19 protein-coding genes are annotated in these 25,111 nt (G+C 51.2%); 7 read left to right on the forward strand and 12 right to left on the reverse strand.

Going from position 1 to position 25,111, the window contains the following annotated elements; genetic code table 11:
- The first annotated feature begins 14 nt into the window (after nt 1-14).
- The gene (locus PSJ8397_RS10200; RefSeq protein ID WP_085864508.1) at nt 15-251 is read left to right on the forward strand and encodes a hypothetical protein; all 237 of its coding nucleotides are present in this window, start codon (nt 15-17) and stop codon (nt 249-251) included.
- Nucleotides 251-1,363, forward strand: coding sequence for a tyrosine-type recombinase/integrase (locus PSJ8397_RS10205; protein ID WP_085864509.1), 1,113 nt, complete (start codon nt 251-253; stop codon nt 1,361-1,363). The genes PSJ8397_RS10200 and PSJ8397_RS10205 overlap by 1 nt, the downstream gene beginning before the upstream one ends.
- Nucleotides 1,364-1,676: 313 nt before the next feature.
- Here the strand turns inward: PSJ8397_RS10205 and PSJ8397_RS10210 are convergent, their stop codons facing one another.
- Nucleotides 1,677-5,675, reverse strand: coding sequence for a helix-turn-helix domain-containing protein (locus PSJ8397_RS10210; RefSeq protein ID WP_143515431.1), 3,999 nt, complete (start codon nt 5,673-5,675; stop codon nt 1,677-1,679).
- Nucleotides 5,676-6,173: 498 nt separating this feature from the next.
- Between PSJ8397_RS10210 and PSJ8397_RS10220 the strand changes: the two genes are divergently transcribed.
- Nucleotides 6,174-6,770 carry a tyrosine-type recombinase/integrase gene (locus PSJ8397_RS10220; RefSeq protein ID WP_200811311.1) on the forward strand — a complete coding sequence of 199 codons (597 nt, stop codon included), beginning with the start codon at nt 6,174-6,176 and terminating at the stop codon, nt 6,768-6,770.
- Between the two features lie 674 nt (nt 6,771-7,444).
- Nucleotides 7,445-8,575 (forward strand): glycosyltransferase, encoded by a 1,131-nt coding sequence (locus PSJ8397_RS10225; protein ID WP_143515433.1) that lies wholly within the window; start codon nt 7,445-7,447, stop codon nt 8,573-8,575.
- On the opposite strand, the gene PSJ8397_RS10230 is transcribed toward PSJ8397_RS10225, so the two are convergent.
- The 5 genes from PSJ8397_RS10230 to PSJ8397_RS10250 form a co-directional block, all read right to left on the reverse strand.
- Nucleotides 8,532-10,289: a hypothetical protein gene (locus tag PSJ8397_RS10230; RefSeq protein ID WP_085864513.1), complete on the reverse strand. Its 1,758-nt coding sequence runs from the start codon at nt 10,287-10,289 to the stop codon at nt 8,532-8,534. The two genes, PSJ8397_RS10225 and PSJ8397_RS10230, sit on opposite strands and share 44 nt — an antisense overlap.
- Before the next feature lie 3 nt (nt 10,290-10,292).
- Complete coding sequence (locus tag PSJ8397_RS10235; protein ID WP_143515434.1) at nt 10,293-11,786, reverse strand: hypothetical protein; 1,494 nt, start codon at nt 11,784-11,786, stop codon at nt 10,293-10,295.
- 13 nt (nt 11,787-11,799) lie between these two features.
- On the reverse strand, nt 11,800-12,858 hold the full coding sequence (locus PSJ8397_RS10240; RefSeq protein ID WP_085864515.1) for a glycosyltransferase: 1,059 nt from the start codon (nt 12,856-12,858) through the stop codon (nt 11,800-11,802).
- Entirely contained in the window at nt 12,859-13,350 is a 492-nt protein-coding gene (locus tag PSJ8397_RS10245; RefSeq protein ID WP_085864516.1) for a VUT family protein, read from the reverse strand.
- Between the two features lie 230 nt (nt 13,351-13,580).
- Nucleotides 13,581-15,152 carry an MASE1 domain-containing protein gene (locus tag PSJ8397_RS10250; RefSeq protein WP_159453121.1) on the reverse strand — a complete coding sequence of 524 codons (1,572 nt, stop codon included), beginning with the start codon at nt 15,150-15,152 and terminating at the stop codon, nt 13,581-13,583.
- A 13-nt stretch (nt 15,153-15,165) separates the two neighbouring features.
- On the opposite strand from PSJ8397_RS10250, the gene PSJ8397_RS10255 reads away from it, so the two are divergent.
- Nucleotides 15,166-15,813, forward strand: a complete 648-nt coding sequence (locus PSJ8397_RS10255; protein ID WP_159453122.1) for a response regulator transcription factor — start codon at nt 15,166-15,168, stop codon at nt 15,811-15,813.
- 21 nt (nt 15,814-15,834) lie between these two features.
- Here the strand turns inward: PSJ8397_RS10255 and PSJ8397_RS10260 are convergent, their stop codons facing one another.
- Complete coding sequence (locus PSJ8397_RS10260; RefSeq protein WP_085864519.1) at nt 15,835-16,164, reverse strand: DUF2322 family protein; 330 nt, start codon at nt 16,162-16,164, stop codon at nt 15,835-15,837.
- Between the two features lie 535 nt (nt 16,165-16,699).
- Between PSJ8397_RS10260 and PSJ8397_RS10265 the strand changes: the two genes are divergently transcribed.
- Nucleotides 16,700-17,545, forward strand: a complete 846-nt coding sequence (locus PSJ8397_RS10265; RefSeq protein WP_085864520.1) for a DUF3800 domain-containing protein — start codon at nt 16,700-16,702, stop codon at nt 17,543-17,545.
- A 45-nt stretch (nt 17,546-17,590) separates the two neighbouring features.
- On the opposite strand, the gene PSJ8397_RS10270 is transcribed toward PSJ8397_RS10265, so the two are convergent.
- The 3 genes from PSJ8397_RS10270 to PSJ8397_RS10280 all read right to left on the reverse strand — a co-directional run bounded on the left by PSJ8397_RS10270 (nt 17,591) and on the right by PSJ8397_RS10280 (nt 23,165).
- Nucleotides 17,591-19,879, reverse strand: a complete 2,289-nt coding sequence (locus PSJ8397_RS10270; protein WP_085864521.1) for a DNA cytosine methyltransferase — start codon at nt 19,877-19,879, stop codon at nt 17,591-17,593.
- On the reverse strand, nt 19,876-21,228 hold the full coding sequence (locus PSJ8397_RS10275; RefSeq protein ID WP_143515435.1) for a hypothetical protein: 1,353 nt from the start codon (nt 21,226-21,228) through the stop codon (nt 19,876-19,878). The genes PSJ8397_RS10270 and PSJ8397_RS10275 overlap by 4 nt, the downstream gene beginning before the upstream one ends.
- A gap of 623 nt (nt 21,229-21,851) precedes the next feature.
- Complete coding sequence (locus PSJ8397_RS10280) at nt 21,852-23,165, reverse strand: tyrosine-type recombinase/integrase (RefSeq protein WP_159453123.1); 1,314 nt, start codon at nt 23,163-23,165, stop codon at nt 21,852-21,854.
- Nucleotides 23,166-23,353: 188 nt separating this feature from the next.
- Here PSJ8397_RS10280 and PSJ8397_RS10285 point away from each other — a divergent pair, with 188 nt between their 5' ends.
- Complete coding sequence (locus PSJ8397_RS10285) at nt 23,354-23,707, forward strand: hypothetical protein (protein WP_085864524.1); 354 nt, start codon at nt 23,354-23,356, stop codon at nt 23,705-23,707.
- 59 nt (nt 23,708-23,766) lie between these two features.
- On the opposite strand, the gene PSJ8397_RS10290 is transcribed toward PSJ8397_RS10285, so the two are convergent.
- Entirely contained in the window at nt 23,767-24,186 is a 420-nt protein-coding gene (locus PSJ8397_RS10290) for a DUF6641 family protein (protein WP_143515437.1), read from the reverse strand.
- A 98-nt stretch (nt 24,187-24,284) separates the two neighbouring features.
- Nucleotides 24,285-24,644, reverse strand: coding sequence for a DUF6626 family protein (locus PSJ8397_RS17395; protein ID WP_306372141.1), 360 nt, complete (start codon nt 24,642-24,644; stop codon nt 24,285-24,287).
- Nucleotides 24,645-25,111 lie beyond the last annotated feature (467 nt).

Genomic DNA, 25,111 nt, shown 5'->3' on the forward strand with positions numbered 1-25,111 from the left:
GGGGGTGTCTGGTTATGGCGACGACCAATCTCAATATCAGCGTGATCGATAAGCGCATGCTGAAGCAGTCCGAGGCTGCGAGCTACGCCGGATTGCCGGTGAAGCATTTCAAGACTGCTTGCCCTGTGCGCCCGGTGGAGTTGAAGCAAGGCACGTTGCTTTGGGATCGCCGCGACCTCGATCTCTGGATTGATGATGTGAAGTCCGGGGCCGTGACCGACACCCGCGACACCATTCTGGACCGCCTTTGATGACAAAGGTGCGGGTCAAAGGTTTCAAGATTTTCAAGGACCGGCACGGAAAGCAGCGATGCTATCACCGCGAGACCGGCCACAAGGTTGACTTGACCCACGCCCCTATTGGTTCCGCCGAGTTCTTTGCAGAATGTGAGACGATCCGTGCCATCGCCGAGGCGCAGCGAGCGAAGGCACCAAAGGCCGGGACGCTCGGCGGGTTGATCCAGTCCTACTTCGAAACCGAGCACTTTCAGAACTTGGCCGAGGCTACGCGGCGCGACTACCGCAAATGCGCTGACTTCCTTGAGCCGATCCGCGACACGCCGATCCATGTGATCGATACGCCCCTAATTGCGGGCATCCACGACAGGGCAGCGAAGAAGATAGGCTGGCGGCGGTCGAACATGGTCCGCACGCTTTTAAGCGAGGTGTTTCGCTACAACATCCCGAAGGGTCTTATCTCAGCGAACTTCGCCAAAGACGTCATTCCCAAGCGCCGCCCGCGCGACCGCGCATATGCCAACCGTCCCTGGACCATCGAGGAGCGAGACATCGTCTTGGGCAAGGCCAAGCCTCACGTGCGCGTGGCCCTCGCCCCGATGATGAACACCGGCCTCGACCCTTCCGACGCCCTAAGATTACGGAATGATCAAGTCGACGGCGGCATGATCTGGGGCGTGCGCGGCAAGACAGGTGAAGAAGTCGCGATTCCGGTCAGCCCGACCCTTCAAGCCGCGCTTGACCGCATGCCTGACCACGATGCCGAGACCGTACTTTCCAATTCGCGTGGCGAGGCATGGACTTACAACGGTTTTTCAACCGTCTGGCACCGTTTCAAATCCGCCATTGAGGATGAAGGCCTTATCGAAAAAGGCCTGACCCTCAAGGGCTTGCGGCACACAGTCGCCACGACTTTGCGCGAAGCGGGCCTCGATGAACGCCGCATCGCGGACCTGCTGGGGCAGAAAACTCCGTCCATGGCGCGGCACTATTCGCGCTCTGCGAACCTTGCCGACAAGAACCGCGAGACCATGGCCACACTGGAAGAAGAGAACCGAAGGCGGGCCGAAAGTGTCAAACCTTCGCCGAAAAGCGTCAAACCTGACCAAAAAGAGGATCAGCCATGAGCAGAAATTACAATCATATCAGCTTGTTAAGTGGTGCCCGGGGGCGGAATCGAACCACCGACACGAGGATTTTCAATGCGCGTCACGGCGGGGTAAATCCTTGATATTGTTGGGTCTAAACCGAACTGTGCTAGCGATGTGCTGAACTAGCATGAACACGCGGACTAAGTGCTAGGTCATACTGCAGCGCACTGTTGCATTGCCAAAGTCTGTGTGAAGATACTCACCTATCCGAAACACTTCGAGCCAGCATATGATTGAACGGTTGCGTTGACTTCGCTCTGCGCCAAAACTCACTTCCCATAGCTGAGTTTTATTTTTGGACGTAGTGTTGAGGAATAACTAGGGCAACCGACAGCCATTTACGCTGCGCTTCACGCGGGAGGTCTACAAATTTCTCTGTCAACGAGCTGCCCAATATCTCCTCGATCTTCTGTATGTCCAACGGATCATCGAGGACTTCATCCAATTTCGCGTCGGAAATCTCCATTAAGTCGTGTGACCTCATCATTCCTTTTTGGTTGGAAGCCTCGTCTTCAGCTTTCTTGATCGCCTTCCGTAACTCATATGCCCATTCTCTGCGATCTTTTTCCGAAAGATCATCAAAAATCAGTCCCTTTTGTTCATTGAGCACGTCAGTCAGCTTTTCGACGAAAGAGGGGTCCGCAAGGTCCGCATCTATTTTGCGATTTATCCTATGACTTTCACCCAACATTGACGTAAACTCAGCTGCGCCTTTTATCTGATGCTCGTGAGTCAAACTAGCTAACCCATCTGGGAAGTTCTCGCGATCTATTCGCGCGTCCATATCTTCGCGAAATCCATCGACTTTCAGGTACTCTTCAGCAAGGTAGAGAGCCACTGGGTCGCTGGTTGGATCATACTCTTCTGTCTTAACGCAGTACCAGCGCATATGCGCATTACGCGTAACATTAAATTTCTCCTCAGCGTCACGTAAATCGGAACAATCCTCACCTAAAGCTTCAATACGCGGTATATGTGCCCACCAGCCACCAGCAATACACTCGTGAGCTGCTTGCATTGCACCCGAGAAAGAAGAAGTTCCAAGTGCTAACTCAGCATCCAGAACTGTTAGTTCCGGGTTAACCCCATGAAGAGAGTGAGCAACCATCAAGTCGTGAGCCGCCTTGCGTTGTTTTTTTGCCTCATGCCTGTCGCCGGCGGATAAGGCGATACGAGAACGCAAAAGTTCCGCAGCACAGGCATAGATTGGCATTGGACCACGGAGAGCCATTGCGGCCAATTCGTCCAGCGCGTGATAGGCTCGCTCTAGTTCTCCTGCGAGTGCCCCAGCCGATGCTACTGTCAAGAGACCACGAGGAAGTTTATGTTCAGCGTTTGCTACGCGAAAAAGCTCAAGAGCTTCTTCGGCAAGATCAAGAGGTGCCTGATCAAGTGTCTTTCCAGAAAATAGAGCTGATTTGGCTCTCAGGAGAACTATGTCGGCATTTTCTTCGAGACCTTGCGGAGACGATGATACCAAGAGTTGCCGGAGTTCGGTCAAAGCAGCAATCTCTCTGTATCTCGCTTTTGCAAAAAGCAAATCAGTGACTGCCGAATCTTTTGACCACGAAGACCAGAAGACCCAAGGTGCGGTTGTAGGTCGGATTTCTTCTGCATTACTTAGGGCAGAATAAAATGCCTTTTCAGCGGCGCGCAAATTTCCCATCGCTAATGCTGCCGCACAAACGGACTCTTGTGCTGAGGTTCTCTTGCTGAGAACCATGACGCGTGAAGATTCGACTATTGTATCTATCTGACATTTTTCTGAATTGGCAACAGCATCAGCGGCGGCCATTTCTGCACCGTTTTCCCCCTCCAAATTTCCGAGCAGCAATAGCACATCAGCCAGATTAGTGGCGTTAATTGTTGCTTCACCCCACTCTCCAAGTTCCTGAAATAAGACCATAGCCTTCCGTTGAGGAACTTCTGAATCTTCAAGTCTCCCAAGCTTTTTCATGCGAAGAGCAACAGCGTTAGTTAGGAAACCCCTGTCATATGGGGAGAGGTTTCTGCTAGGTTCGTCAAACCCGCCTTCAAAAAATGCAGATAGAGTTGCAAGCTCTTGCCCGTGAAGACCAAGTACCTCGGATGCATAATTTCGACCCTGCCGAACTCTTGGGTCAAATACTTCATTTAGGGCTTCGCTTTGACGCCCGGCCAAACAACCGTGGCGAATTGCCAAGAATAAATCTCGCATCCCAATTTCATCTTTTGGTAGCAATGCGCGTAAAGCTCTGTCCCATTGAGGTCCATCAATTAGCTCTGATGCGGCCACAATTTCGTCCGAAGAAGCTCTTTGCATAGTCCTTGTAATTGCCCCAGAGGCATAAAGAGGAACTTTCCCGGCGCTCATCATCTCCTTTAAGGTGCCTTGCTGAAGTGGAAACCGTGAACAAGCGAGAAGCACGCCGTACACTAACGGGTTTCGGAACTCCAATGGCAGAGTCACTCCGTTCGGTCCCGCGGCACTATATCGGTAGTGATCATATAGCTTTCTATGTGCAGACTTGAACGTCGCTTCATCCACATCAGCCAAGCGTAACGCAAAGTACTCCCGTACAAGCGGGTGGCAATCGATATCACTGCGCTGAAGCGGGACTCGTGGGTCGGCAGCGAACACGAGCCCTTGTCGGCGTAGAGATTGTAGTGCCTCGGCGAGAGATTGATTGCTCATAGCCGTCGCGATGCCGAGGACACCAGGCAGAGGAGGACCAGCTCGCAAAGCCTCAACGTCGGTCCATCGCATGGGGCGATCAAAAAGGCCTAGAAAAAAAAGTACCGCCAAACGCTCCTGATCTTTCCTCGGATTTTCAACTTCGTTGATCCGACGGGCGAGCGCTACCTCTATAGCTTGCATCACACGAAACGGATCGCGATCTCGATCTCCCCCCAGGTTAATCACCTGAGGAACCTGACTAAATCGATCTGCAACCCCACCGTGAAACTCACACAGGTACCCAGCTACATGATTTAACGCCAGCGCATGCCCTTTGAGAGCACAAGCAACTTGCACGATGTTCATAGCTTCTCGCCAAGGCATTGCAGGAAGCTGTTCAGTAGCTTTGGGTGTGTAGTCTGGAGGGAGCTTAGCAACCTCGCTCTTAGGAAACGAAGACCTGATGGGTAAGTCGTACTCTTCGGGTGGATAATTCGGTTCCACCCCAAAGGCTACACCGTCTTCAATCTCACGTGAGTGGCGCAGGAATGAAATTGCGTCCATCAAAGGTATGGGGCGCAACGCTGAACGATACATTTTGGTTGTTTCTTCAGCTTGGATAAGATCGCTTACCCTCAGTCGTGTCGTGATAATTGTGAGCCCCGATGCGCCATGTGCAAGACTCTGGAGCAGAGCCTTCAAACCGAGATCTCTGAGCGCCCCTTCTGCAGCATGCTCGGTACCGCTGGGGTATTGCAAAGGTTCCAGCCCGTCTAGTACTAATAGCACACGGCGCTGGCTGACTAACTTTGCTAATTCCACTCCTTTTTTCCAATCACTAAGACCCGGATAAACGACCGTCCCATCTTCATTTTTCTTGCCACGAATTATCTCTTTCTGGCGTCGGCAAATATCCTCTTCGCTCGTCGTGGCCTCAACAGGAAAGCTCTTCTCGGCAACTAAGTGTTCATAGCCAAAAAATACTAATGCCTCTTCAAGAAATTCATTACCGTTGGCTTGTCGGCGTTCATCAGCCCCTTGGCTAAAAAAGCTCCAAAAGAATATTGAATCCAAGCCGGAAGCAGGGCCTTTATCGAGTAATTTTTGCTCAAACGCCTTTACGAGCGCGGTTTTGCCAGCACCACCAATAGCATCTAGAGCCACGATAGCTAACTCATCATCATTCCAGGCATTCTCTAAATCGGCAATCTCTTTGTCTCGCCCAAATAAGCGCGATACAGCTGCAAATGGAATAGAATTGCCACCGGTGGATGGGCTTCTCTTAACCTCAGGCCAACGCAAAGCACGTGGAATATCGTCAGGGTTGATCTCAAGGGCTAGCGCGACGTTACGAACAGTATTTTGTGTAATTTTTGGGATCTTCCCGTTCTCAATCTGAGATACATACCCTTTTCGGGTCGAATTCGAGAATGCCTCAGCGGCAAGAGCCTCCAAGCTCCAGCCTTTGGCAATCCGACGCTCTCGGACCAGCTCTCCGAACTTCTTAACGTCGCTTCTGCCATCAATCGCTGTCATCAGTTCAAGACTCCTTAAAAGTAAGGTTTCAGACCCCTGTAACCGTGATGAAACGACTGATTGTTCGAAACCAGCCAAAACACGTTCAGTCGACACGTTAACCAAAGCTGGGCCCAGCTCAACATCCGAAAGGTAAATAGATGTTTGAGTTCAAATCGAAACTTGAAGACTGGGCGAGCAAGGTCATTGAAATTTTGTTTTGCCATAGAGCGCTCTACGCTGGGCTCTCGGCTTGCCATGGAACTGGCTGCTGGATTAGCGGCAAACCCGAGCTCTACGGTCCAATAGCGCTGCTCTACGCAATTTTAGCGCTGCGAGGCTAACACCACAAGAAGCTGGTTGTCTGGCTACCAGGCAGCCAACTTCTGCTTTGGCTAACGTTAGAGATTAGAAATTTCGATGAAACTGTCGCTTCGTCGCTGTCCGGCGCGCCGCTCCGTCGAACGATCCGAACGCCCATGATGTACAACATAACAAAATACAAATTTTCCGCGCCTGTACCCTACCAACTTCAGATCCATGGTAATCAGAAAACGGTCGCCCTCCCCATCAGGTGGCAACATAACAAAAACAGCTCTCCGGTAGGAAAGCGTTATGTTTCAATCATTTGGTGGAGAACGGATGAAACAGGCAAAGGTGTTATCTTCTGAGGAACTGAAGCGCGTGATGGCCATCTGCGCAAGCATGCAGAACGGCAAGCGCAACAGGTTGATGCTCATGCTGTCCCACTACGCTGGCATGCGCGTGGGCGAGATCGCCTCGCTCAAATGGGCCGATGTGCTGGATCGTGAGCACAAGCCCAAGGCGATGTTCTACCTGAAAGCGGAGAACACAAAAGCCAAGGAAGCGCGCCAGGTGCATCTGAACGCTAAGCTGCAGAAGGAGCTTTCAACCTACTGGGCGCAACTGGATCGCTGGAGGGCACCTGATCGGCCTGTGATCGAGTCCCAAAAGGGTGGACACTTCACGGCCAACAGCATGGTCCAAGCTTTTGCACGCGTGTTTGATGCTGCTGGGATCGAGGATGCGTCCTCACACAGTGGGCGACGATGGTTTATTACGCGCATGGCGCATGCTGGTATATCACCAAAGGTGATCATGGAACTTGCTGGACATAAACAGCTGACCACCACGCAACGCTACATTGATGTGTCGGATGAACAAAAGCGCAGCGCGGTGGAAGTGCTATGACTTTACCTGGATCGACCGTGTTTGAGGCGTACCGCGACAAAGCCCCGTTTCAAAGCTTCACGTATTTGAGCCTTTGAGTGCCTGTGGAAACAGAACTCGATGTTCTCCAGATTGGGTTGGCCAATCATGTTCCAATCCACATGCAGGTTGCCAATGTACTTTGTGTTTCTAGGCACAGAACCAGCGCATCTGTCATACCAATGCATATGCCAACGTCTCACCCAGTGCCGGGGACGTCGAATGTCCTTAGGGGGTTCGCCACAACATTCGAAATACAAGTTTCCACCAAACTTGAAACCAATGTGGTTTGATGACTGCCCGGCCAGCCACGCAAAGACCCAGTCGCCTTCTATTCCCAGCCATTTTTGAAAGCGTCTTAACCGATAGGTTGCGAAGAATTGGCTTTGGCCAAAGCCTGTTAAATCTACTTCTCGCATTGAAATTTCTCCTTGTTCAATTGTCTTGAATCTGACGCCTTTCCAAAATGCAGTCATTATTCCTGTGACTGTTTTCAATAAAATATTTGCGACGTCGGCCTGTGAGGAAAACTTGATTTAATCAAGTTTTCCGTGAGCTCGAGTCTTACGCCCTCCAAGATCAAGACCCCGGCGAAGATTGGTGTGACTCCAAGCAAATATCGTTTCGACGAGCATTTGTGCCGCTACGCTTTCTGCATGACACAGCATCACATCTATTTTCTCATCTCGAACCAACACTTCGTTCCAACTGGCGGGATCGGTTCATTCTTCCGAGGCTTCCAGCGGATGGCAAACCACTTTGGGTGGCATGTCACCGTAATCATGGACGCCGAGCCGTACAAAGCCGCGCAGGCAATGAAAGAGGCTGCTCAGAAACAAGGCAGTTTCATCATTCCAAGCCAGCCCGTGAAGTATTCAGGGCATAACCCCGACAATAGCCGATACTCAAAAGAAGTACCCAACCATTTCCGCGTCCAAAACTTCAAGAGCGCGTTGTGTAAGGCGCTGGAGGTTGAGCCTCCAACACATCTATTGATCAATACGCCTGAGGCGGGTTTGGCCGTGCTGGAGATGGGGTTACATGAACAAACCCCAACCACCTTTTACACCCACCACGAAAACCTGGTGCTGAACCCAATCCCGAAGAGCAGCAAATTCGGGCCAAGCTATATGGAAATGCTGTTAAGGATCGTCGGGACACCCGGGATCACCACGGCCACCCAAAGCGACTACAACGTCGAGCGCATGAAACACCTGGAGCTTTCTGCTCCGCCAGTTGTGCTTCCAATGCCAATCCCTGATCCACAACTGCTGCAGCCGTACCATGGAGAACGGAAAGGAGTTCTGTTCATCGGAAGACATGAGCCACGCAAACAGCCTGCAGTGTTCGCTCAAAAGGTTGCACAAGCGGGGCTCCCCGCAAAAGTCCTCACTCGACAGAATAGTGAACAGAAGTTCACGAAGACTTTCAATAAGCATGGCATCACAGATTATGAAATGAAATCCGAGATCACCGGCCAAGAAAAGGCCGACTTCATCCGGTCTGCGCGGATAGCGTTCCATCCTGCAAAGCTTGAGTCCTATGGGTTTTCAGCGATGGAAACTTTGGCAGCAGGACTGCCGACTTTGCTGGTTCACGAGTATGGCTGGTGGCAAGCTTTCATCGAAGAAGGCGTTCAGATCACACCTGTCCGTGACGCGCAAAATATGCTGCGTGAATTGTATGAGCGTCCTTTGCAAACTGCTGCCAACCATGCTGTGCAACAGGAGCAGCAGACTTTTGCTATTTGGGATCAATATCTGAACGCTGCTCATCTTCAAGACTAGGCGCTGGCAACGCTGCAGGAGCGACGAACATATCAGTGTTTTCGACGAAGCCTCCTGCGAGCCCCACAATTAATGGTAGCGTCATCTTGCAAGGGCCGGTCGGCAATTCGCAGTTCAACTCAATTCCAAAGGGCGCACCTGACATGGAAAGAAGCTTCCCCTCAAACTTCATGCCGTAATCAACGCCGAGGCTGATCACGCTTTCCAGCTGGCGGGTTTGAACAAGCCAGTTAGAGCCAAGCGGCATCTCAATTTGCGGCGTGGAGGTGATTTTTCCCAGCTTTTGTTTTTCGTGAGGATTGTCAGGGAAGTGAAGGTACAGATACCCATTGTCTTCCACAACATTGAGAAGCGTTGGGAACCGTCGTTTTGAGTTTCGTGGCAATGACTTTTTGAAGTCTTCCCGCCAGCCACTCAGCGCCATCAAAGTACCCTTGGTCAAAGCAAAACCATACTCTGGTGTCGCGTCGGTTTTGAGCAGCCTATACCCGTTCCTGTCCGGTGCTACACTGGGAAAGGCATACTTCATTGCGCCACCGTCTGAAGACGTAAGATGAGATAGCTTCGAAGTATGTTCGTCCTCCCATTCAAGTTGGCGCAAGAAATCAGAGGCAAAGTTAAGAATGTCATCTGCTGCCATGCGCAAAACCCGTGCTCTTTGCTTAAACGCGTCCCATGGGATGTGGGCTTCCAGAGCAATCATCGATGGTAGGATGGTCCCGTTTTCTACGAGCGTCGGCAGGTTGCCATCTTGCTTCTCTAGCCAGAGCACCTGCTTTGCTTTTTCGATGTTGTTGCCGGTGACTTTGGAGCCTTTTTGGGCTTCTGCTCGGCCCAACTGCCGATCTCTCAGCACTTGCACAACTTCATCTTTGCTTTCCTCGCCTGACAGCTCCAACGTGGACTGCATCGAAGTCATTGCTTTAAGTTGAGCAACCACATTTTCTGCATCAGGTTGAATGCGTTTGAAAACATCGCAGATTACAAAGAACGCGTAGAGTTTCTTTTTGGTCAACCGCCGCTCTGTACGATCCGTGATGGACGGAACAAGGCTGATCAAGGCGCGTTCAAAGGATGCTTGGGGGCCAACGGGGAGAAACCCTACAACCTCCGCGCCATTTTCCGTTTGCCGAACGACAGCATTGGCATAGCCGTGAACCGAGTGCGGTTTCATCGCATCTAGTTGCAAGCCGGTTACGGAACCAAGAGACTGCGCATCCAACACTTGTTTGGCCTGTTCAAACTTCGCAGAGGCCGCATCTTCGGTTCTGCTATCACCGCTTTTTTTCTCCACAGCCAAGGCTTTAGTGTAAAGGGTATCAAGTGTTTCACTTCCAGCGAACGCATTATGCAAGTCTTCGACAGTCCATTCATCCTCTTGCGCTTGCTTCAAGACTTTGCGGTATTTTGACTTGCTGTCATCGCGTGCGTTGGGAAATGCGAGACTTACAAGCTCGTGAAAATCATTGGTTTTTTGTTTGGCACTCATCGATTTGGTCTTCTGCCCTATGAACAGCGTGAGCATGTCTACCTCTTTGAGCTCAAGGCCAAGCTTATAGGTGGCAACCAAGGCTTGATGAAGGCGGTTATGATGGCCCTTGAGCGCCTTTTCTGCTTTCGCAGATAGCCTCTGAATCGCTTTGAGCTCCGGATCAAATTCCGCCAGTTTCTTGCTGGAGTTTGATCCAACGACGGCAAGTGCATTTTTTTTCATGTCTCATACCTTTGCTAGTGCAAGTGCGTTCAACTCGCGCTCAGCATCTTGAATGAATTGCATAGGGGTCTCGGAGGTGAATACGCCGTCAAGCAAAGCAGGAAGGCACATCAACTCCTTGGGGCGTTCCAAGATATTGCGGTCGTCAAGCGTGCGATATGCACGCCTGAAACCCTCAAAGAACGCATGTGTGTTGTGGTGGATCAGCAAAACCTGCTGGAGCTTGCGAGTTTGCTCACCGGTTAAGCCCACCCAAGGTTTGTTGACGAAATCATCAAGCGTCAAATGCACGCCCAAGGCAGTTTGAGTCCGTTTGAAGTCAAATGATCGCTCGCCTTTTTCGCGAATTTCATTCAATGGGCGGTGATCCCCATCATGCGCGTCTTGCCGCGTGCGCGCCGAACGAAAACTCCAAACCTCAGGGTCCATGTCTACCCCGGTCACAGCTTCATAACCGTTGCGCATGACATCCACCGGGCTGCCAGAGTCGAACGACAGTTGGATGTCTTTTGCATCGGTATAGCTGCGCAGCGCGCGTTGCAGCATGCTCAAGCCAACACCTACCCTGAGAGTGGAGACACCCAAGAAGTGCAGCCACTGGCCTTGTCGCAAATGCCCAAGATCGCGCATTTCAATGAGCCGACGGCATGTCATCGCAAGCTGCGAATGGTGCTTGCCTGCGAACGTCCAGCCATCGAAATGGAACTGCAGCATGCGGTCAAACCAAAATTTGCTTTCGCGCTCGTTTCGGCCCTGAATGATGTTGAGCACCTTGGTTGCGCCCACTTTGCGATGCATTCGATAATAGCGATTGTTGCGGACGGTTTGGAACAAACAGGCCAAAAAACCTGTATCGAACCCAAGCGTCTTCGAGAGCTTTTCCATCTCGACACCTTCACGCATAAGACGCTGGACATGGATATCCACGCCGCCGCTGGCGATTGTTGCAAGCGGAAAATCCATCACCATAGAATGAGTGGCCACATCTTCCAGCCAACGCAGCATCCGCTCTACTGTTGGCATGCCTTGGAATGCGATGGTGCCTTGCTGGATTTGAAATCCGCCGCTGTCGCCAATCAAAGTGACGCGGTCATCATGCTGGCCGTTGGTTAACCAATTGCGTCGTTTTGCTAGCTTTGGCGTCTTGGCTGCCTGACCACCGCTGTAGAGAACCCATGGATAGAAACACAGCTTAGAGCTTGGGTTGGTGAATTGCAGGTCTTCTGCTGTGAAACCAAATCGGCTTGGCAGGACCAATCCTTCAAGCGCATCAACATACGTGCTGCTGAGCGCAGGCATATAGTAGGCAACATTGTCGTATGCGCCGACCTCTGTGTAATCCTGGCCTTGAGAAAGCTTGCGTTGTTTGCTGGGGTCACGCGGGAACATATCCTCAACGTCTTTGTCCATTCCAGCGTCACCCAAGCAGGTGCGGGGCTCATTGCCCATCATCCCAAAGTGCTGTTCATCAACCGCATCTGACGTATCAGCGATCATAACGGGCAGGTTTTTATCTGAGGAGGCTGGCATAGAGTTTGTCTCCATTAAAATAACGCCCTGCGACCTGCTTAGCCATCTTGGCCAGTCGCAGTTTGCTCTTCTTTTCAATTGCTTGGTGAATGAACCCAGCGATGCTGTCGGCATTTGCGTAAGCATCGTCCAAAGACATGGTCCACTCAGATGGATAGGTGAACCCCGGATACATTTTTGGATACGACAAGCGATACGGCACGATTGGAACTGCGCCTGCCATCAGACCTTCAAATACACCGATGCCCAAGGTTTCCTGCTTGCTGGCCGAAAACACAGCCAATGAGCGTGCGAGCTCTTTGTGGTATTCGGCTTTGCTTAGCTGTTTTTCTTGAGCAAAGATGATCCGATATTCGGACAGCCTTTGTTGCAGCATCTTTAGAATTTCTGGTTGCTTTTCTAAAGCCAGACGATGCGGGAATAGGATGGTGTCCTTGTCAGCTGTATCTGCAAGCGGCTTGAGGATAGGCGTAAGATATTCCATCGGCCAACCAACAAATCGCGAAGTCTTTGGGTTCTCTGGTTTGATTTTGGTAAGGAACAGGTTTTCGTGATAGCGCCCTGCGAAATAATTGCGTTCAGCAGCATCAAAAACCGCTCGTTCAAACGCATAGCTCCAGCTTTTGTTCTTTACGGCCTGGCCCAAAGCATCCCATCGGTCGTAGGAGCCAGAATGCCACATGACTTGGATCTCGAGGCGTAGATTGAGCAAGTCCGACATATAACGGACATTGATCACTCCAGGATGCCAAGCATCGGTGAACAATACGCGATCTTTCCGACCGACTTGGCCAGACTGAACCAAGGCTGCAAACTTGGCGACTTGATATGATTTGTAGATGTTGGTGTCGGCAAAGTTGAGGAACTTTCCCGCCTCTGGTGCCTTTGACTTCGCTGGACCAGAAACCAGCTTCACTTGCCACTTTCCGAGCTCTCGAGATGCGATTGCTGCTTTAAGCTGCCGAGGAAGGTGCTCTCGCCATTCTCCCGTATATCTTTGCTCGTGAGCTTCGATATCAAATATCCAGATCGTCGACATTCAAGCGAGCTCCTCGAGCGGAGCACGGTTGCGTAGAACCATCCAGAACCCCAACGCCCCAAGCATCTTGGCAGCACTGACCAAAGCAACAGCAGTCCAGTCGAAGAAGCCAACCATAAGGAGGAAAACAATAGTATCCACGGGCACGGCCACGGCGGACGAAAACAAAATACGTTGGGACAGCGGCTTACGTGTGAACGTATAGACAGCCCAATCGATGGCTTCGGAGATAAGGAATGCCGTCACACTGGCCAACGCCACAACCGGGGACGACATGAAATAGCTGATGCAGCCCGCCACCACCATAGCGATGACGACCCAGTGTCCAATCTCCCGTTGTGCAAAATCTCGGAAAACAAACACAAAGCCAACGACGAGCATCACAGGCGGGAACATGGTCCCCAGAACTGGCACCATCGGCACCACGACAAACAGCCAATTGATGGCCACCACCGCGCCGATATAGGCGGTTGTCCAAAACCCTTTGGGCATAAGTTCCTCCACAGAAAATTGTTTGTGGTGTGAACCTGTCAGAGTTGATCTGCTTGATGTTGTGCACATCTGACCCAAAGGGCTGCAAAAACTGCCCAAACTGAGGGCTTTGACGGAGATGAGAGGTAAAAACTTGATTTAATCAAGTTTTCCCGCTCATTCAGTCAATGATTTCATACGCCTAGTCGCGCCCCGAACCGACTTGGCAGCATGGGCAGTAAGTTGGGTTTTTAGGCCGATGCAAATTCAATGGCTGCCAAATTCGGCTTCAGAGTGAACTTCGCGTCTAGCATCCGTGCAATCTGGCGCACGATCTCAAGCCCAAAGCCCGGTTGACCATTTGGACCTTCAACACAATTGATTTCATCAACCACATGAACCGCGATGCGGGTTTCATCAATTTCCGCTCGAACCGTAACAGATAAACCATCTTCACTCATGCGCACGGCATTTTGAACCAAGTTGGAAACGGCCTCCCAAACCAAATTCGCATCCGATGTCATCTGATGGTTCGTTGGTATCACGTGCAACGTGACGCCACGCAGATTGGCTTCCGGCTCAAACGTTTGCAGCACTTGGTCGAAAACACGCTGAAGCGCAAACTCTTCTGAGATGATATCGATCCGACCTGCCTCTCGCTTGGCATACGCAAGCACCTTGTCGATGAACCCAGATGCTGTTTGCCCAATGGCACGAGCCTGTTCCAGTGGTGCGCCAGCAGGAGTGTCTTTATGTTCGATCACCAGCCCATCCAACATCATGTTCACGGAATGCATGGGTTGGCGCAGGTCATGGCCTATTGAACGTATGAGATGTTGCTGGAACTCAAAGGCATCGCGCAGGTCTTTGGTTTGGTTGGCGACTTCTTCTTCAAGGTCAGCTTCATGCTGTTTGATGGCATTAAAAGCAACTTCACGATCTGAAACAGCCCCGCCAATCATCAAGGTTGAGATCGCCGTCAGCAGCAAAAGCACTTGCAGGGAGATACGCTCCCCCTCAAATCCAAACCAGTTGGCGGCAGGAGGCGTTAACAGCGCAGTTAACACAATTGCCGTTGCGGCAGATGGGAGACCGCCTCGTACTGCAAAAATCACAGGTGGCAGCAAGATCAAATAGAACAGCGAGTCCAAATATGTGCCTTGGGATGGAGCCCAAAACGCAATGAACATCGCCAACAGGATCGTCACCAACTGAAACGCTATGGCTCGCCACTCGGGTAGAACTGCCTGTACTCTACGGCCAAAGAACCACATCAGGAACGGAACCAGTATTGGCAGTGGGATCAATGTCCCAATGGCATCGCCTACGGCCCATGGTAGCAGTATTTCCCAGGCAACGGGCCACGGGAAGTTGCCCACAGTGGCGTGAAGCGAGACCCCGCTAAGAGCTCCCAGTAGAGCTGCAACCAGTGCAATCGCAATTAACTGAAGTTGGTTCTTCAAGTCACGGATCGGTAAGCTCACCGCAATCAAGTGACGTGCGATCAAACCCGCTCCAGTGTAAATCACGTAGAGGCGAAGCCCGTGCAAGATCGGATCCCTATAGTTGGTGAACTCAACGCCAAGCACTCCACAAACAGCCGGGATCGCCAGCAGCAGGTTTGCCACCAACGGGGCCAAAAGGAACTTTTGGGGAGCCGTCAATGCGACAGCCAAAGTGACGCCTGCAGGCAAGAACCAAAGACTCGCGTAGGTTTCAAAGAAGTCGAAAACACCAGCAGAAACATATGCCGCGAGCCACAGCAGGACGATCGCTGCAAATCGCAGCATATCTCTGATCACCAAATCAAACTTCTTTTCCATATCCGATTTCTGCGTGAAACTGCTCCTCACAATCAATAAGAGAAATTTACCGATGAAACGCCTGCTCATTGCCGATGATCATCTTATGATTGGATCGGCGATGGTCTACCTGCTGAAGCAGCTGGACCCGTCGATCCACACAGTGTCAGTGGGTTCTGCAAAGGCTGCTCTCGAGACAGTGGCTGAAGGCAAGCCATTCGATCTGGTGCTGCTGGATTACGACATGCCCGGAACCAATGGGATCAAAGGCATGGGCCTAATCCACAAAGATCACCCAGAACAGACTGTCGGTATCATATCCGGCAGAACAGAACCTCATTTGGTGAAAGCTGCCATTGCGGCGGGTGCGGTCGGCTGGCTGCCAAAATCAATGTCTGATGAACCGCTGCTCCACGCGTTACGCATGATGGCTGCTGGTGGGCAATTTGTGCCAACGGACGTGCTAGCTGAGCTCAAATCCAACGATGACCGTTGGGACCTGTTCAGTGAGGCAGAACAACGCGTAGCCAAACAGTTGGCACAGGGTTTGTCGGACAAGGAGATTGCACTCAGTTTGGAGTTAGAACCCAAAACCATACGCAATCACGTTCGTAACATCCTTCGCAAGGCAGGTGCCGAGAGCAGAACCAAGTTTGCTCTGGCCTTTCACGAAAGCCGCTAACCCCAACCTAAGGTCACAGGTTTAGGCTCGTACGACCTGAACATCCAACGATTTGCCCGTGTCAATGACATCCAACAGGCGATCAATATTGGGGTGCGCTCCAGGTCGGTTCTTTGCATCAACCGTATGCTCTGCAAAGACTTCCAATCCATGTGCTGCAGCCTTTGCGTCAATGCTGCCGAAGATTTCTGCAAGATATTGATAAACGACCAGTGAACCCTGTTGCCCAGGTTTGTTCTCAATGGTGTCTAGAGTCGCTCCAGCAGCATCCTTGAGGTCGATATGGCTAATGCCATCAACAGACGCCAGCAGTTGTAAGTTGTCTTTGACTGAAGCTGTTGGCGTGATCATCTTTGTTTCCAATTTGGGTATCTGCGAACGCTCTTAACAGGAGCAGCGTCACGCACCAAGGTGCGAAGAATATGGTACGGCCCATTGCAGCCTTTCACAGGGTCTCCCAGTTTCTGCATCCGCAACCCGCTTTCCTGCCATTCGCTGCGAGCGCACGGCTAGCCCCTGAATAGGTTTCGCAGAACAGCCTGAGCATTGTCCAAGGTGGGAATTGCCAGCATGGCATAGCTACAGGCGCAAATTCGCTGCCCGTTTGGAAGTCAAGATCGCGAGGCACAATAGTTTGCCGCTGCCTGTTCATATCAAAGCCGAGTTATTGGATTAGAAAATGCGATAGAGTACTGCATTGATGGGCCGAATGAAAAAATCGGCTGCGTTGGTGTCGGATCTTTGGATTGGCTTCTCCACCAATACAAGTATGTTGGCCGCATAGTTGCTTCAACGACCTTCAAATTGAACGGAAATTGGTTCCGATCAAGAAGGTTTGTAAGAGAGCTAAAGAGCAGAGCCCAAAGAGAAATCGTGCCAGGTAGCAATGAAGTTTGTATACGTTGATGAAACCGGTGATCAGGTTCAATCTGATACGTTCGTAATGACTGCCGTCGAAATCGATGCCATTCGCCTAAACAAATATAGTCGTATTTTCTCGACGATGATCGGTGAAGTGTTTGCGAAGCATCCCGGAAAGCCTCAAGATCTGAAAACACGCAGATTCCATCGTGGCGCTGGCGGATGGAACAAGATTTCCGGAGAGGACCGAAAGGCATTCCTGAATGCAGTGGTCGAAGAGATCGCTAACAGCTCAAAGATCTATGCATCTGCGATTTCCTTCAAAAAGTTCAAGGCTACCGATCACAAAGCGTTTGGCTATCCTGATGTTTCTCACAGCTATTGGATCGCCAACGCGATGTTTGTCTTGTCACATGTTCAACGCGAGCACTGTGACGACCCCAAAAACAAGGGAAACTGCGTCATAGTCGTAGATGACAACAAAGTGGAACACGCCAACATGGCAGAGCTCATCTTCAAGCCTGATCCATGGTTCGATGATCTGGCGTTCAAGGCTGCGTTCTTAAAATCGAAAAAGCGTCCCAAAAACTGGGAAACGAAGCGCTTTAATCAAATCGTCAACACCCCCTTCGCTATCAAATCTGAACATGCATCGACCATTCTTGTGGCCGATCTGGCCGCATTTGTCCTACGTCGATACATAGAGCTCAAAACAGAAGATGAAGCTTTCATCGGTGAAAAGGTCTTTTTCGATGCACTTTTTGCCAAACTGAAACCGGTTATCAAAACACACAAAAATCTACACAAGAAGACACAAGCCTATGAGTACTATCGCGCCTTGCAGCCAGAAGTCTGGGATTTCGCGCTGTAATTTAGGGCTCAGATGTGTCAGCAATACCCGCCAAAGACAGAAACACTAGCTCAGTTCAAGTATGGACTTTGCGGCAAGCGCAGGTACTTCGCTAGGAAACCAACCGCTTGTTTCAGCTCGGACCATATTGTTTGCGAGCAGCTCGGCTAAAAGGGGCGGAAACGCATTTCCGACCTGAATGCACTGATCTTGACGAGCGCCGACAAACTCGATTTCATCCGGAAAAGTTTGAAGCCTTGCAGCCTCTCTGACTGTCAAAGATCTATTTAGCCAAGGATGCAAAGGAAACGCATTGTGGCCCGGAACCAACGTAATACTCGGAAGTTCTCGATGTAGTCTTCGAAAAATATGGCTGAAATTCCGAATTTTTTTTGTTCTGTACCCAGCCTTGAGTTCTTCTGGAAGGGCATCAACGTCGAGTTTGCCACCTTCTGGGATCCTCTTGTAGCGGGCAATTTGTAGCGGTTTATGGTTCATGGGAACGTGATTGGTGTGCACATGATGGCTTTCGTCGCTAGCCAGATCTGTGATGAACTCTCCAACCTTGGCAAATGGCTTTTGCCAGTCCTTTGGGGTTTGAAAAAACTTCCTTTTTGGCCACGGTATTACATGTCCTGTTCGATTTGCTACTAGAACAAAACGTTTTCTATGTTGGGGGACACCATAATCGGCTGCGTCGATCACTCGGTGTTCGATTTGACCATACCCAACTTCGCGCAATCCATCGACAACTGCCTTTACAAATAAGCCATCGTTCATAGTCGCAAAACCGGCCACGTTTTCCATGACCACCCATCTTGGCTGGATGCGAGCAACTGTGTCAACAAACGCTAAAACAAGTCGGTTGCGAGGGTCGGCAGCTGCCGTTGACTCATCAACTTTCGCAAGCCTACGGCGACCAAAAACTGAGAACCCTTGGCAAGGTGGACCACCCACAACCGCAAAAGTCTCGCCGCCAGCGATAGAGGCCACCTCCTCCTGTATAAGTGGGTCAGAAATATCCCCGTGAACGAACGGCGTGTCGGGGAAGTTCTTCTTGTGCGCTTGCATCACTCGATCGTTGTTGTCTGAGGAGGCAATCGGAACTAATCCTGCTCGTTCGAAGCCAACACTGAAGCCGCCTGCGCCACAGAATAGATCAACGAAGGAGCGTTTCTGGCGCGCTTGGCCTTTGATGTTGGTCGTTACGTCCGCAACATTTACTTTCACTACTGGTATCAGTTTTCCGGATTGCTCCTGAACTCTGGCAGAGGATCCCTTCAGTGGGTGAATTCGGGACTTGATAGATTTTGCAAGCGCAAACGAAAGCAAGGGAGGAACAGCGTTGCCAGCCAAGATACACTGTCTTCGGCGGTCTCCTGAAAAAACATGGCCGTCGGGAAAACTCTGCAGCCTCGCGGCTTCTCTGGGTGTAAGGCTTCTATGCAGAACAGGGTGGATAGGCAGAGCATTGTTGCCAGGCACTATGGTCAAAGACGGCTTTGATCGATCAAGGCGCTTGTAAGTGTTTCCGAAATTTTTTCGCCGGATGTCTTCTGGGAGTTCTTCAGGAGGCGGTAGCATTCCGCCTTCAGGTATGAATTTATAGCGCCGCACCACCTTTTCCGAATGCCGCAGAGCCAGATGGTTAGGAAACTCCTCCCCTCTGTCCATTAAGTCGAGGATCGCATCTCCCACGGTCACAAATGGCTCAAGTCCATTTCCATGGGTAGCATCGGGAAAATCGTATTCCACCCTTTGATCCAAGAAGCCAACAAAGAAGGCCCGTTGACGGTGCTGCGGAACTCCAAAGGCTGCGGCATCAAGCACGCCAAAGTGCATTTTGTAGCCGATCTGCGAAAAGGCACTCATAACGTGATCACGATACCTGCCGTTGTACTCGGTCGAAATTGCTCGAACATTTTCGACAAGCACGACTTGAGGACGCAAAGCTTTTGCAATTCGCACAAACTCATTCACGAGGGTGTTTCTCGGATCCGCCGAATGACGAGTGCCTAACGTAGAAAACCCCTGACAAGGAGGACCTCCTATTATCACATCCGGCCTTACTCCTCCCAATGCCTCAACGATCGTTTCATTCGATACATTGCGGATATCATCGTGAATGAACGGCACCTTTGGCCAGTTAAGCGCAAAGGTTTCCGCGGCGGACTTTTCATTGTCCATGGCCGTAAGGACCCTGTATCCGGCTCTTTCAAATCCCAGGTCAAGTCCTCCACCGCCCGAAAAGAGGCTCAAGATCGTCGGAATGCTCTCCACCGTCCGAACGCGGCGCGAACGATCCACATTCGACTCGCTTTCTGGTACGGATGGGAAAATAGGGTTCTTGTTCATAATTCTACCTGCATTGCTTCGTTCACCCGAACCCAATTGATAGGCAACCCAACACCAAGTCGGTAACGGTTACTCCTACTTTCGGGGATGAACCCATACTTCCTCAAAAAGGTTAGTTCGGCTTGAAAGATGGTCCGTGAGCGCGGTCGAGACCTACCGGACACCTTTCGAAGCACTTTGAGGTCATTCTCCATATGACTCTGAAGCACTCGCAAGTACTCCCAATATGAGTCTTCATCAAAAACCGATACTCCTCCCTTGGATTTGGAAAAAGCGAGAGGATCATCTAGAAAAATCTCTTCGGACAATCGATGAACGTAGTGCAGGAAAGTACCGTAGTGTCCGGTTTGGATCAGAGTTGCTCCGAAGTACTTGACTGCCGCAGAAGAGTTTGGCCCACCAAACCGTTCACAAATGCTTACGAAACGATACCCTTCATCAGTTGGCTGTCCGCTGTTGTCGATCCACTGCAGTTGAGCGACTGCACTATCAACATCTTCCCTATAACTATGAGCCCGTGACCGAACACCTTGCTTGTTTTGTCCACTGGAGATAGAAATTCCATTGGCCATCTCTTCCCAGGCTTGGTCCTCAGCTATGACACCGTCGTTCAACCTAGTGCAGATGGTTTCTTTCAAACCGTTTGCGCGACCTTCAAAAATCTGACTATGCCCAGAGCCATCATCCTTAAGAACTTTCGTAAACGCCGCTGGCGCGACGTAAGTAGATCCGGAACGCTTAAATGGAGTTAAAACTTCTGGCGTTGCCACATACTTAAACCAGAAATCCTTCCATATCTGGCTGCCAAGCGACGAGTCCGAGGTATAACCAAGAAACTCTTCGACGTCTGCAGTCGCATCTATGCGAGACACAGCGGAGACCATTTCCTCAGGAATTCCATAGCTTGGCGGTGCACTCCCTCCACCAGCCAACAAAATGGCGGATTTGAGATAGCAGTAAATTACATCTCTTGTGGTGGAGCCTTCTCTTAAATGTACCCATTGAGTAGACGGCTTTGAAGCACTTGGCCGCTTCCCAATAGCTGACGGCGCGACGGTAATTGGCCGGATACAACGAATACGCCCACGGAAGGGATAAGGCGATGACTTGTCGGGATCCTCATAGTCGAAAACACCCACTCGGCCGTCAATTTCATTTGAATCCAAAATTGACACAACGTGTTCTGCTGGGTGCCCGTGCGAAGAGTAACTTCGTGGGATGACTATGACTGCACCATTGTACCCCTTATCGATGTAGGCCAGCGACTGCCCAACAGCCGTCAACAAACCGTGTGTTCCTTCCGCAACCCGTTTGTACTCAAGCGCAACATCGTCCTGGTCACCACCCACTGTCCGCGGCAAACTGATTACTCCATCTGCAAGCGGCCAATTAGTTCTACTAGGCTCTTGCGTAGCAAAGGCACTAAAATTCGGTCTTGACCCGCTGGGAACGTCAGCGAAGCACAGAGACGGATCAGCATCGAACATTCGGGCAATCTCCGACGATGCAAAGTCCGCTTCTTCATGATGGAGATAACTCACTCAGGTCTCGCACGTATTTTGTAATATCAATTTCTCGTGAGGCACGCTCTCGATTCCCGCCACTCAACCCGCGTAAAGAACCACTTTTTGTGGGCACCAGTCAAGGTGTGTTTGGCGCCAAAGGCACCTGCATGTAGTGCCAAACACACTGCTTTAAGTCGAGATTGAAGCTACTTGATCGCACAACGGAAGCTCTTACGTTTAGTCAACCTGACCCCAGCGTCCTTGTATAGCGTCGTGAAACCGCCACTGTGCGAAAAAAGCTGCAAACATCTCTAATTTCTTCTCACGGCGAAACGTATCTAAACGGTAGCTTCGAAGGATAGAGTGGTTGAGCCGCCCATCTGTAACGAAAGTCCGCTTTGCACCATCGAAGCATGTTGACTTGCCGCTGCAGCGAAAGTCCGGTTTCCGCCATATCTTCAAAGCAGTTACTTCCGTCGATACTGCAACAGCCGCTTCTTCGACCAGTCAGGTATCAGCTGTGCGATCTCATCGGTGGGCCTGATCTTGCTGTAGTAGGCGTCGATCATCTTACTTGACGTACCCACGTTGCGCCCGAGCAGATGGTGCCCAACACCTTCGCGGATTTGTTGCGTGATATAGAAATGGCGGAAGCTGAAACTGTCTCTGAGTTTGCCGTTGCGGGCCTCGCGTAGGTCAGCAGCGATCAGTAGATTGGCCAAACCAATTTTGAAACTGCGGATGCGCTTGCCCTCGTGGTTGAAGAACACAGGATCACTGTCCATCGGCATCCGACCTGTGGCCACATAAAACAGCGACTTGAGCAGGTTTATGAATGTCAGCGTTTCCGGCATCGCCGCCATCTCACGTTCTTTGCCCTTGCCACGCACCTGCATCACGGTGACATCACAGAGTTCGCCGTTTTCGGCGTGGATTTTCCTCGCTTCGATGTCGCCCCAGCTGAGATTGAAAAGTTCGGTGGGCCGCATGCCAGTAAACGCCGCGATCATGCAAAAGCAGTGCAAGCGCAGCCGATCTTGATACGTTTTCTGGTTCTTTCCCGTTGGATCGCCTTGGGATAACTCATACTCACGCACACGATCTTCGGAGACGGATTTGAGATGCATGAACTCCTCCCAAGTGAACCCAGGCCTGCTGTTGTCTTTGCGGCGTTTGTCTTTGGGCGCGTGGATCTCAGGGATTTCAATGACGTAGCCACGGCGCTGGCCAAACTCGAACAGCTGGCGCAGCAGTAGGCTTTCCTTGTGCAGGGTCGATTTCGATGGATAGCCTTCCTTAACGGGCCGGAAAACCCGCGTTTTCTCTCCTTTGATCATGCGGGTGTATTCGATCAGTGGGTTCTTCGAACCGGGTCCGGTGATCCAGTATTCCTTTCTAAAATCCCAGTACTCATCGATATCGTCGGCTTTCAGCGCACTCATCAGCTTGCCTTTGAAGTGCTCCACAAAGTAGCGGCGGACAATCATCGGATACTGTTTGGCATGATACTCGGCCTTTTCTCCACGTTGGACGGCCAGTTCGATGCCAGCGATGAACTCCTCAGCGATTTTCTCGAAGTGCTTTTTGTTCACTGACAACCCCACTTCGGCCAGCGCACAGGCTTTGATCCATTTGGATTGAGCGCGGCGCTCCGCCTCAATGGGGTCTGAAGTGCCCAAAGACAGCCGCTGCTGCCCTTGGCCTTTGATTGAGTACTGCACGTAGTAGCGCCCGTTGGGTGGGCGTTGATAGAGCGTGTAACCTTCTGAAACGGGGTCCATTTTGATCTGCCTGTGGTTGTTGTCGCCTTTGGCATAAAGCCAGCGCATCATCTGGACGAGTTCAAGAAATGGTTCTTACGGGCTTAGCCTGTGGATCACAGTCGCCCCAAAGTTCATGCGCAAAAACAATATCTTCGCCAAGCTTGAGGAGTGGGTCAGACCCAACGTGTCAACAAAGGAGACACGCAATGGAACAATCCAAAATCAACCGCTGGGTCGAAGTCAGCTTTCAACGCGACCTGGTTCACGGTGACAAAAATGTTGAGGTGCCTTTTGGCCAGCGGCATCGTCATCGCGTTACGTTTTCCGTACGGGTGAACGTGCATCATGCGGATCGTGAAATCGAGTATTTTGCTCTTCGCAAGTTCTGCATGCAGCTTTGGCCCGGTGATACGCACCAAGTTGGTGATGCCAGCCTGGAGACGATTGCTGAAGACATGCTTCGCAAGCTGGTGAGTGAGTACCCTGGTCGCAACTGGGAACTGCGCGTTCTGGAAGATGCCGAGAATGGCGCGGTGATCCAATACGCAGATTCCGCCTAAGGCCCAATAGGAAAGCCGCTGGCGCGGACCAGCGGCTTTCACAGCAACGCATTGCTGGATTACCCTTTTGGCTTGCCAGCGGGCTTCTTTGACTTCGTTTTCACCATCTGCTCCAACGCATCATCCAACTCTCCGGCCAGAACCGCTGAACGCACCGTTTGGAGCACCTCAACCAAGTTGGTGATCTCGCCAACTTCGATGCTGTTCTTGTCTTCCAACAGAGACAGTTCTTTCGCCCCATCCCGCAAGGTGAGCATCCAAGCGCCAGTGTGATGTTGCCACCACCATTTGCGGACCGCGCGTTGTTCGGTGATCTGTTTGCGTTCACCGTCCTCGCCGCGCACCCATTTGCGGATGTCTTCAAGGAATTCTTCGTCCCGCAGTTCAGCTTCAGCAGCTTCGATTTGGGTTTCCAGTTTGCGCAGGAGGTTCAAACGCTTCTTTGCCACCGGTGAAACAGGTGTCTTCTGAGAGCTCACTGTCAGTGAAAGTTGGGAAAGATGTTGCATGGCATGGGCCTTCTTATGTGGAACATGCCAGGATCAGTTAATGCCACCTGGATCGAAGAGCGACTGGTTTATGCGTCTTCCAACACCTGCAAGTCATCCATCACCTCCACAAAGGTCATCTCCACATTGATCCGCGCCACCAATTGTTCCAACTGATCATACGCTTGGTTCAAGTTTTCCGCATAAGGTTGCCGGAAATGCGGGTTGCCAACGAATGTGGCCATGATGGTTTTGGTCACACTCATCAGTGTTTCCAACACGCGCCGACTTGGTTGGCGGTTCCGCGTGACCATGCATGAATAATAGGATGGCCCCATTCCCAGAATTCTGCGTGAAAATGCCTGCTGGGACCGGGTTAGGTTGTTTCGTCGGTATAACTGGAACGCATCTCTTAGGATGTTGTCACCCGCATATTCGTTGTATCTCATGGATTTTTCCTTTGCTGCTCAACTATTTATCCGCGCGGCAAAGCCGCCCTAAATAATGATTTCAGAACAGCGAAGTTGTATAAATAGAAGCATTTGCAAGGGATTGCACTGCACATAGAGGGAACTGAGCTTGAAACGGGGGCGGGACGAAGACCGTCACTATGAGGCACCCTTAGCCGAATGGAACGTAGCTGCGTTGGGCCCTGAAAACCGAATGGGACATCCCAACAATTGGACTGCCAGGCATCGTCAGATGCGAAATGGTCACCTCCGTGGAGAACTGTGGTTTCTTGATGGGGTAGAAATTTGACTGTGGTAGGCGTTGGAAATTGCGCTGAAGCAGTGCTTGCTGGTGTCGGTTTCATAGCACCAATAAGCAGCTGGATATCATATCCTAACCGTGCATTGAGGTCGGGAATGAGGACGGAGAACGGGGCACCGCCGTCCAAGCAACATGCACATTCCTT

The sequence above is a fragment of the Pseudooctadecabacter jejudonensis genome, from assembly GCF_900172275.1.
Lineage (GTDB): Bacteria > Pseudomonadota > Alphaproteobacteria > Rhodobacterales > Rhodobacteraceae > Octadecabacter > Octadecabacter jejudonensis.